Source organism: Marinobacter sp. (genome assembly GCF_041690455.1).
GTDB lineage: Bacteria > Pseudomonadota > Gammaproteobacteria > Pseudomonadales > Oleiphilaceae > Marinobacter.
The window spans coordinates 19313-27813 of the sequence record NZ_JAWLHI010000055.1 but is presented as its reverse complement, the minus strand read 5'-3'; the positions used below and the strand labels follow the sequence as shown (position 1 = coordinate 27813).

Below are 8501 nucleotides of genomic sequence, written 5' to 3'. Positions count from 1 at the left end.
GGCACCTCCAGCTACGGCTACGACGTACGCTGCAGCAACGAATTCAAAATCTTCACCAACGTCCACTCCGCCACCGTGGACCCGAAGAACTTCGACGACAACAGCTTCGTCAACTACACCGGTGACGTCTGCATCATTCCACCGAACTCCTTCGCCCTGGCCCGCACCGTCGAGTACTTCCGCATTCCCCGCAACGTACTCACCATCTGCCTGGGCAAGAGCACCTACGCCCGCTGCGGCATCATCGTCAACGTCACCCCGCTGGAACCCGAGTGGGAAGGGCAGGTGACCCTGGAGTTTTCCAACACCACCAACCTCCCGGCCAAAATCTACGCCAACGAAGGTGTTGCCCAGATGCTCTTCTTCGAGTCTGACGAAGTCTGTGAAACCAGCTACAAAGACCGGGGCGGCAAATACCTGGGCCAGACCGGCGTGACCCTGCCCAGGACATGAACGCCAACCAGTTTCTCAAAGCCGTCGCACAACTGCAGGGATGGCGCGAATGCGCCTTCCTGTTGGCCCTCGCGGAACGCTCGTTTCCCAACTACGCCCTGTTCGCCGACGCCGTTGGCCTGAAAACGGGCGCCAAGATGCGCCAGCTCCTGGACCTGGCCTGGGAAATGCTCCAGAAAGAGGCCAGCGAAGCCGCCATACCCCAGTTGCTGAGCAAACTCGAAACCCTGTCGCCCAACGTGGATGACTATGACGCCTATGGTGTCTACCCGGCCTTCGACTTCTGCCAGTTGCTGGAACAGGCGCTGCTCAACCGCCTGAATCCCAACAAGCATAGGGCAACCGAGGCCTCCCAGCTGGCCACCGCAACGGTGATGAACTTCATCGAGATGTCTGAAGGCGAAGATCTGCCGGAAGATGAGCTGGTTCGCCTGCTCGATCATCACCCCCTGATGAAAGAAGACAAGATATTCCAGCGGGACCTGGTGCTAGCCCTGAAACGCCAGCGGGTTCCCAAGGAATCCTTTATCGCCGAGTTGAAGGCACAGGCCGCCAACGACGGTGTCAGCAATCTCGGGATTGCCCTGGACAGCTAAATAAACCGGCTGTCCGCGCTACACTTGATGTTAAACCCGTTTGTCAGCCCTGATTGGATAGAGCCATGAAACTCTCTGCTTTTGGTCGCAAGTTCACCGCCGATGCCGGCATCACTTCCCTGATGGATGATCTGGGAAATGCCATGGCCTCCGGGGATGACATGATCATGATGGGCGGAGGGAATCCGGGCCATATCCCCGAAATCCAGCAGCGGGTGCAGGAAATCCTGGCAGATATGAGCCGGAACGAGGACGACGTCCGGCGTTTGGTGGGGGTCTATGATCCGCCCCAGGGCGAGAAGCAGTTTATTGCCTCGCTGGCGGACCTGCTGAACCGGGAGTATGGCTGGGGCCTCAAACCCGAAAACATTGCCCTGACCAACGGCAGCCAGGCCGCCTTCTTCATGCTGTTCAACATGTTTGGCGGCGATTACGGCGACGGCCACCGCAAACACATACTGCTGCCCCTGGCGCCGGAGTATATCGGCTATGCCGATGCCGGCATCGAGCCGGAACTGTTCCGGGCCGTGCAGCCGGATATCTCCTTCACCGATGCCCACGAGTTCAAGTACCGGGTGGACTTTGATGCGGTGGAAGTCACCGGCGAGACTGGAGCCATCTGCGTCTCACGCCCGACCAACCCTACCGGCAATGTCATCACCGACGGCGAGCTGGCCCGGCTGGAAGTCATGGCCAGGCAGCACGACATTCCCCTGATTGTCGACGGGGCTTACGGTACGCCATTTCCGAACCTGCTGTTTGTGGATGCGCACCCGACCTGGAACGAGCAGATCATTCTCTGTCTCAGCCTCTCGAAACTCGGCCTGCCGGCCGCGCGCACAGGCATCGTCATCGCAGCCGAGCCAATCATCAAGGCATTGTCCGGCATCAATGCGATCCTGAACCTGGCCACCGGGAGTTTCGGTGCCATGCTGGCGGAACCGCTGGTGCGGTCCGGAGAAATCCTGTCCCTGAGCCGGGATGTGGTTTGCCCCTTCTACAAGGCCAAGATGGAAAAGGCGGTCGCTGCGTTCCGGGCGGCTATGGGCGAGGACAGCTGCCGCTGGTACATCCACAAACCCGAGGGCGCCATGTTCCTCTGGTTATGGTTCCCGGATCTGCCCATCTCCAGTCTGGAGTTGTACCAGCGACTGAAGAGCAGGGGAGTATTGGTGGTATCCGGGCACTACTTCTTCCCGGGATTGCCGGAGGATGGCTGGCGTCACAGCCACGAATGCCTGCGGGTGACTTATTCCCAGGACGATGAGCGCGTGGCCGAAGGCCTCCGGATCATTGCGGACGAAGTGAAAGCCGTATGGGCAGAGGCGGGGAGAAGGGGTTAATCGCCCAGCTCTGCATCTTTCAGGCGCAACTCATAACGGCTGCCGTCGGGTTCAATCTGCAGCAGGCGTGACAGCAGAAAATCCTGTTGAGGATCGAACCACATCAGGGTCTGGCGCCGGGCATTCTCGCCCCGGACTTTTTCTGCCTTGAGCAGGGTGATGGTTTCACCATTGGTGGAAACCCGCTCTTCGTCGATGACGGCAAACTTCTCTTCATCATAATCGCCGCCGTCGATCACCTGGTAGCTCATTTCCCGCTTGCCGGCCTTGATGTCCTGGCGGAGCTGAAGCTGGAAACCGAGCGGGTCCAGGGCGCCTTCCTTCAAAGGAATTTGAAAGCTGTTATCCCGATAGCTGCCGGTTGCGATTTCCTTGTCCCAGTCAAAGTCGATGGACTGCTCCCGGTCTCGTATGAAGACGCCAGAGAGGCGGTAGCGGTATCGCAGGGGGATCACCCGGCCGTTCTCCCATTTGAGGATCAGGGATTCGTCAATATCGGCAATGAAGGAGTCGACATCTGTACGGTATAGCCAGATGCCGTTTTTCTGGGGGCTGAGGCTGCGCACGGCGGTACCGTTGATCTGAAGGCCCTTGTCCATGGTGGCCGTATAGCTCACGCGGGAGGGAATCAACTCCTGCGCGGCTTCTTGTGCCGCAGAGATGAGGGGCAAGAGCAGGAGAGCCAGCAACGCCAGCCGCTGGAATGCAGGGGTTCTGCCGTGTCTTCTGGATAGTCCTGACATGCGCATGGGCCAAACCTTCAAACTGTCAAAGTCAGCGACAGTGTAGCTGCTCCCGGACGGCGTGGGGATGACAATCTGTTCAGTTGTCGGGCAGCCGCATCGGGGCTTTCAGAATTTCGCCGTCGAACAGGATGTAGTCACTGCCCAGCTGGATGCGACCCTCGCAGAACCAGCGCACCACGATCGGATAGAGGATATGTTCCTTTTCCTGCACCTTTTCCGCCAGGGATTCCGGGGTGTCGTCCGGGGCTACCTGGACTTCTGCCTGGGCAATGACAGGTCCCCCATCCAGCTCTTCCGTCACGAAATGAACTGAGACTCCGTGCAGGGTGTCGCCGGCTTCAATGGCACGCTGATGGGTGTTGAGGCCGGTGTATTTGGGCAGGAGCGAGGGATGGATATTGAGCATCTTGCCCCGGAAGGCGCGCACGAAATCCGTGGTCAGGATCCGCATGAACCCTGCCAGGACGATGAGGTCGGGATTATGGCGGCGAATGTCCGCCATCAGCGCCGCATCAAACTCTTCCCGGCTTTCGAAACCCTTGTGATCGACCACAAAGGTTTCGATGTTGGCCTGGGCAGCCCGCTCCAGGGCAAAGGCCCCCGGGCGGTTAGAGCCAACGGCAGTGATCTGGCCGGGAAAGTCCCGCTCCCGGCTGGCATCAATCAGCGCCTGCAGGTTGGTGCCGCTGCCGGAAACGAGAACGAGGATTTTGGGCAATGGGGCTGGATCTGCCTTCATACTGACAACAGCCCGGGTGCGTAACGAACCAGTGCATCGGCTTGCGCATCATCGGCGCTTTCGATCACGCCAACCTGCCAGGCCTTTTCACCCATGGCATTGAGGGTATCCAGCGCCAGGTCTTTCTGGTTGGCCGGAACGCAGACAATCATGCCGATGCCGCAATTGAAGGTGCGATACATTTCCTCGATGGCGACGCCACCGGCATCTTTCAGCCACTGGAAGACCGCAGGCAGTTCCCAGCTCTGCGTATCAATGGCCGCGATGCTGCCGGCTGGCAGGACCCTGGGGATGTTCTCGGGCAGACCACCCCCGGTAATGTGGGACAGGGCGCGGACATCCACTTCTCGGATCAGCTGCAGCAGGTTCTTGACGTAGATCCGCGTCGGGGCCATCAGCGCGTTGGCCAGGGTGGTGTCGCCCATGGGCTGGTCAAGATCGGCCTTGCTCACCTCCAGGATCTTGCGGATCAGGGAGTAACCGTTGGAGTGGGGGCCGGAGGAGCCCAGGGCCAGCAGCACATCGCCGGCCTGCACACGGCTGCCGTCAATGATTTCGCTGCGCTCTGCCACGCCGACACAGAATCCTGCCAGATCGTAATCTTCGCCTTCGTACATGCCCGGCATCTCGGCGGTTTCGCCGCCCACCAGGGCGCATCCGGCCTGTTCACAGCCCTCGCCAATACCCTCAACGACCTGGGCCGCCACCTCAACGTTCAGTTTTCCGGTGGCGTAATAATCCAGGAAGAACAGTGGCTCGGCGCCACCAACAACCAGATCGTTGACGCACATGGCCACCAGGTCGATGCCGATGCTGTCGTGCTTTTCGAGCTGCATGGCAAGACGCAGCTTGGTGCCAACACCGTCGGTGCCGGAGACGAGTACCGGTTCGTTATAGCCGGCGGGGATCGCCACCATGGCGCCGAAGCCGCCGAGGCCGCCAAGCACTTCCGGCCGGCGGGTGCGGGCGGCGGTGTCCTTGATCCGGTTGACGAGATCGTTACCCGCGTCGATGTCAACGCCGGCGTCGCGGTAAGTCAGGGAGGGCTTCTGTTCGCTCATGGTGTTTTATGGCCGTTGGCAAAAGTGGGACAGGCCGCGGATTTTAACAGCTACTCACCGTATAGGCCATGGTGTATCCTATGCGCCATCCATGCGAACACCAGGGTGATTCATGTCAGTTAAAGGACAATACTTGGCGCGGGTATCCAGGGCTGCCGTGCGGGCGGCCGTTTTGTTAATGGGCTTTGCCTTTCTGGGTGCGCCGGCTCAGGCAGTAACAGTCTCCGGGCTCTATTCCGTCGAGGTGCCGGTGGACGGCTCCTCATCAGCGCAGTTGCAGCAGGGTTATGCAGAAGGGTTGCGCCGGGTGCTGGTGCGGGTTTCCGGGAGCCGGGACGTGCTGGCCCGGGACGGCATCCAGTCGGTGCTTGCCGAGGCAGAATCGTTGCTGCTTTCCTACCAGTTTCTCCGGGGAGACGATGGCGGCAACCGTCTGCAGATGTCATTCGGTGCGGTTGGCGTCAATCGTGCCCTGGCGTCCATCGATGCCCCGGTATGGGGCGCCAACCGGCCCCTGACCCTGGCCTGGATTGCGGTCGAGGAACAGGGTTCCCGTCGCCTGATCACGGAAGGTTCCGAGGCGGACCAATGGCAGTCGGCTTTTGCACAGGCAGCCAGCGAACGGGGGCTGCCGGTAGCGCTTCCCTCCGAGAACTTCCGGGGTGACCGGGAGTTGCTGTCCGAGATCTGGGGGCAGTTTGTCGGCCGCGTTCGCTCCTCCGCACCGGACACCAGCCACGATGTGATGGCATTGGTCCGGGTCAGCCAGAGCGGCGGCCAGTGGCGTGCCGGTTGGGTCTTTGACGGTATGGCCATGGACGGTGGCGAAGAAGTGGTCACCGCGGCAAATCCCCAGGCACTGGCCCGGGCCGTGATTGACCGCTGGGCAGACCGCTATGCCGGTCGCTATGCGGTAGCCGCCGGCGAAGTGGGCGATCTTCCCCAGGTTGATATCGTGGTACAGGGCATCCAGTCGGTGGAGGATTATGGCAAGGCTACCCGGATTCTCGAGGGATTCACGCCGGTTCAGGCGGTAGGGGCCTCGCGGGTCAAGGGTGATCAGCTGACCCTGCGGGTCACCTTCAACGGTGAACTGGACCAGCTCAAGGAATATGTTGCGCTGGACCCCCGCTTTATCCCCCTGGACGCGGGTTCCTTCGTGCCCGAGCCGGAACCGGAGAGTTCGGAGCCTGAGTCGGAGGCGGATCCCGCTTCGGAAGCTGAAGCTGCGCCGGAAGCCGGGGTTGAGAGTGGCGCCGGGGCTGTGGACAATGCCGCGAGTGAACCGGCGGCAGACGTCGAGTCTGTTTCCGGGGAGCTACCACTGGATTCCGAGGGCGCGGAACAGGCCTTTGAATCGCTGTACCAGTTGCTGTACTACCGCTGGCAACCGTCACCAGCCATTGGAAATGGTGTAGAAGAGTAAGGCGTTACCGGAGGGAGCCTTGTGATATCGCAACGCTGGCGATGGATACCCAATGCGCTGACGTTTTTACGCATTGTTCTGATAGCTCCCTTTGCCGGCGCCCTGTTAGCGGAGAACTATCGGCTGGCACTGCTGATTTTCTTTGTGGCTGCGGTTTCCGATGGTTTTGACGGTTTCCTGGCACGTCATTTCAACTGGCGGTCCCGGATTGGCGCAATCGCGGATCCGTTGGCGGACAAGGCACTGCTCATCACCGCCTATCTGATGCTGACACTGACCTCGGTGTTGCCGGTGTGGCTGTTTCTTGTTGTGTTGGGACGGGACCTTCTGATTGTTGCCGGGGCACTTGCCTATCATTACGGCATCGGGCGGTATGAAATGGAACCGAGCATGCTCGGTAAAATCAACACGTTGATCCAGATTCTGGTGGTGCTGGCCATCATCATCCTGCTGGCAGGGTTGCCCATGCAGCCTTGGGTGCTGGAGGTGGGGATCCTGGTGGTGGCGGCTTCTGCCGTGATCAGTGGCGGGCATTACATTCTGGTCTGGGGCGTAAGGGCCTGGAGGGCCAAGCAGTCATGAGCGCTTCCCAACTGGTTCTCGGGGTCAAGTTGCGGGACGATGCCCGGTTCGACAACTTCCACGGTGATCGCAACATCGAAGCCGCACAGCGCCTGAAAGCAATCTGCGATCAGCCCGCCGGGGTGCCGGTGGTGGTGGTCTGTGGCGACTCGGATACCGGGAAAAGTCATTTGCTCCAGGCTGCCTGTCACCATGCCGAGGCCCGGGGCTGGTCCGCCGTCTGCATCAGTATTGCGGAGCTTGAGCCGTTCGGCCCCGATGCGCTGGCCGGCCTGGACACCCAGGATCTGGTCTGTCTCGATGATCTGGACCGGATCGCCGGTGATTCCGCCTGGGAAGAGGCGGTCTTCCATCTCTACAACCGTATCCACGATCGCGGCGGCCTGTTGATGGTCAGCATCTCTGAGGTGCCGACCTCTTTGGGTTTTCAACTGCCGGACCTGGTTTCACGGCTCACTCACGGATTGACCCTGCAGCTCGGTATCTACCGGGACGAGGATCGCCAGACCATTCTGCAGGCCCGGGCCGAGCAGCGTGGCCTGGTCATGAGCGACGATGTCGCCAGCTTCATCATGCGCCGGGCGCCACGGCGCCTGGGTGATCTGCTCGCCATGCTCGATGTCCTGGACGAGAACTCATTGCAGGCCCAGAGGCGGCTGACCATCCCTTTCGTCAAAACGGTCATGGGATGGTGAAGGCGGCAATGGTACAAAGGATGGCAAAACGATCACGGGTTAACGGAGGAACGACATGAGACGGGTTGTATTCAATCAGAAAGGCGGGGTAGGCAAATCCAGTATCACCTGCAACCTGGCGGCCATCAGCGCGGCCCGGGGCAAGCGCACCCTTGTGGTCGATCTGGATCCCCAGGGCAACTCGACCCATTATCTGATGGGCAAGCCGGCATCGGAACTCCGGGACACAGTGGCTGACCTGCTGGAGCAAACGGTGGCGTTTACCGTTTTCAACCGTCGTCCGGACGAGTTCGTCCATGCCACGCCGTTCGACAACCTGTTTGTGATGCCCTCAAGCCCCGAGCTGGACTTCCTGGAGCGCAAGCTTGAAGCCAAGCACAAGATCTACAAGCTCCGGGAAGCCCTGAAGAAACTGGGCGACAGTTTCGACGCGATCTATGTCGATACCGCCCCGGCGCTGAATTTCTATACCCGCTCCGCACTGATCGCGGCCCAGCGTTGCCTGATTCCGTTTGACTGTGACGATTTCTCCCGCCAGGCGCTGTACAACATCCTCAACGAAATCCGGGAGTTGCAGGAAGATCATAACCAGGAACTGGTGGTGGAGGGTATTATCGCCAACCAGTTCCAGCCCAGGGCCAGCCTGCCGAGGAAGCTGGTACAGGAGCTGATCGAGGAAGGCCTGCCGGTACTGCCGGTCCGGCTGTCCAGCTCGGTCAAGATGAAGGAATCCCATCAAAGCCGGCAGCCACTCATTCATATGGCTCCGAAACATCCGCTGACCCGCCAGTATGAAGACCTGTTCCGGGTCCTGCATGGTGAGGCGGTGGAGCTGGAGCCGCTGACCGACTAGGTATTTG

General features: G+C 60.3%; 10 protein-coding genes. 7 read left to right on the top strand and 3 right to left on the bottom strand.

The window, feature by feature from the left end; translation table 11 throughout:
• The 3 genes from dcd to ACESMW_RS13650 all read left to right on the top strand — a co-directional run.
• On the top strand, window positions 1-453 hold a 453-nt coding region (gene dcd / locus ACESMW_RS13660), incomplete at its 5' end, for a dCTP deaminase (RefSeq protein WP_372987570.1).
• Window positions 450-1049 carry a YjaG family protein gene (locus ACESMW_RS13655; RefSeq protein ID WP_372987569.1) on the top strand — a complete coding sequence of 200 codons (600 nt, stop codon included), beginning with the start codon at window positions 450-452 and terminating at the stop codon, window positions 1047-1049. The genes dcd and ACESMW_RS13655, both read left to right, overlap by 4 nt.
• A 65-nt stretch (window positions 1050-1114) precedes the next feature.
• A complete protein-coding gene (locus ACESMW_RS13650) occupies window positions 1115-2392 on the top strand; it encodes a valine--pyruvate transaminase (RefSeq protein WP_372987568.1) in 1278 nt (425 codons plus the stop codon).
• Here the strand turns inward: ACESMW_RS13650 and ACESMW_RS13645 are convergent.
• From ACESMW_RS13645 to purM, 3 genes are all read right to left on the bottom strand, one after another.
• Window positions 2389-3009, bottom strand: a complete 621-nt coding sequence (locus tag ACESMW_RS13645) for a DUF3108 domain-containing protein (RefSeq protein ID WP_372987567.1) — start codon at window positions 3007-3009, stop codon at window positions 2389-2391. The genes ACESMW_RS13650 and ACESMW_RS13645 overlap by 4 nt on opposite strands.
• A gap of 205 nt (window positions 3010-3214) precedes the next feature.
• Window positions 3215-3877, bottom strand: a complete 663-nt coding sequence (gene purN / locus ACESMW_RS13640) for a phosphoribosylglycinamide formyltransferase (protein WP_372987566.1) — start codon at window positions 3875-3877, stop codon at window positions 3215-3217.
• Window positions 3874-4938, bottom strand: a complete 1065-nt coding sequence (purM, locus tag ACESMW_RS13635) for a phosphoribosylformylglycinamidine cyclo-ligase (protein ID WP_372987565.1) — start codon at window positions 4936-4938, stop codon at window positions 3874-3876. Before purM ends, purN begins: the two co-directional genes overlap by 4 nt.
• Window positions 4939-5071: 133 nt before the next feature.
• Between purM and ACESMW_RS13630 the strand changes: the two genes are divergently transcribed.
• Genes ACESMW_RS13630 through ACESMW_RS13615 form a run of 4 tightly spaced genes read left to right on the top strand, consistent with a single transcriptional unit; the run spans window position 5072 to window position 8494 of the window.
• Window positions 5072-6364 carry a DUF2066 domain-containing protein gene (locus ACESMW_RS13630; RefSeq protein ID WP_372987564.1) on the top strand — a complete coding sequence of 431 codons (1293 nt, stop codon included), beginning with the start codon at window positions 5072-5074 and terminating at the stop codon, window positions 6362-6364.
• Window positions 6365-6385: 21 nt separating this feature from the next.
• On the top strand, window positions 6386-6946 hold the full coding sequence (locus ACESMW_RS13625; protein WP_372987563.1) for a CDP-alcohol phosphatidyltransferase family protein: 561 nt from the start codon (window positions 6386-6388) through the stop codon (window positions 6944-6946).
• A complete protein-coding gene (gene hda / locus ACESMW_RS13620; RefSeq protein ID WP_372987562.1) occupies window positions 6943-7641 on the top strand; it encodes a DnaA regulatory inactivator Hda in 699 nt (232 codons plus the stop codon). Before ACESMW_RS13625 ends, hda begins: the two co-directional genes overlap by 4 nt.
• A 55-nt stretch (window positions 7642-7696) precedes the next feature.
• On the top strand, window positions 7697-8494 hold the full coding sequence (locus ACESMW_RS13615) for a ParA family protein (RefSeq protein WP_372987561.1): 798 nt from the start codon (window positions 7697-7699) through the stop codon (window positions 8492-8494).
• The last annotated feature ends 7 nt before the right edge of the window (window positions 8495-8501 follow it).

Coding starts and splice junctions, on each gene's coding strand:
- ACESMW_RS13655 (WP_372987569.1), top strand. CDS start 450: ATGAACGCCAACCAGTTTCTCAAAGCCGTCGCACAACTGCAGGGATGG.
- ACESMW_RS13650 (WP_372987568.1), top strand. CDS start 1,115: ATGAAACTCTCTGCTTTTGGTCGCAAGTTCACCGCCGATGCCGGCATC.
- purN (WP_372987566.1), bottom strand. CDS start 3,877: ATGAAGGCAGATCCAGCCCCATTGCCCAAAATCCTCGTTCTCGTTTCC.
- purM (WP_372987565.1), bottom strand. CDS start 4,938: ATGAGCGAACAGAAGCCCTCCCTGACTTACCGCGACGCCGGCGTTGAC.
- hda (WP_372987562.1), top strand. CDS start 6,943: ATGAGCGCTTCCCAACTGGTTCTCGGGGTCAAGTTGCGGGACGATGCC.
- ACESMW_RS13615 (WP_372987561.1), top strand. CDS start 7,697: ATGAGACGGGTTGTATTCAATCAGAAAGGCGGGGTAGGCAAATCCAGT.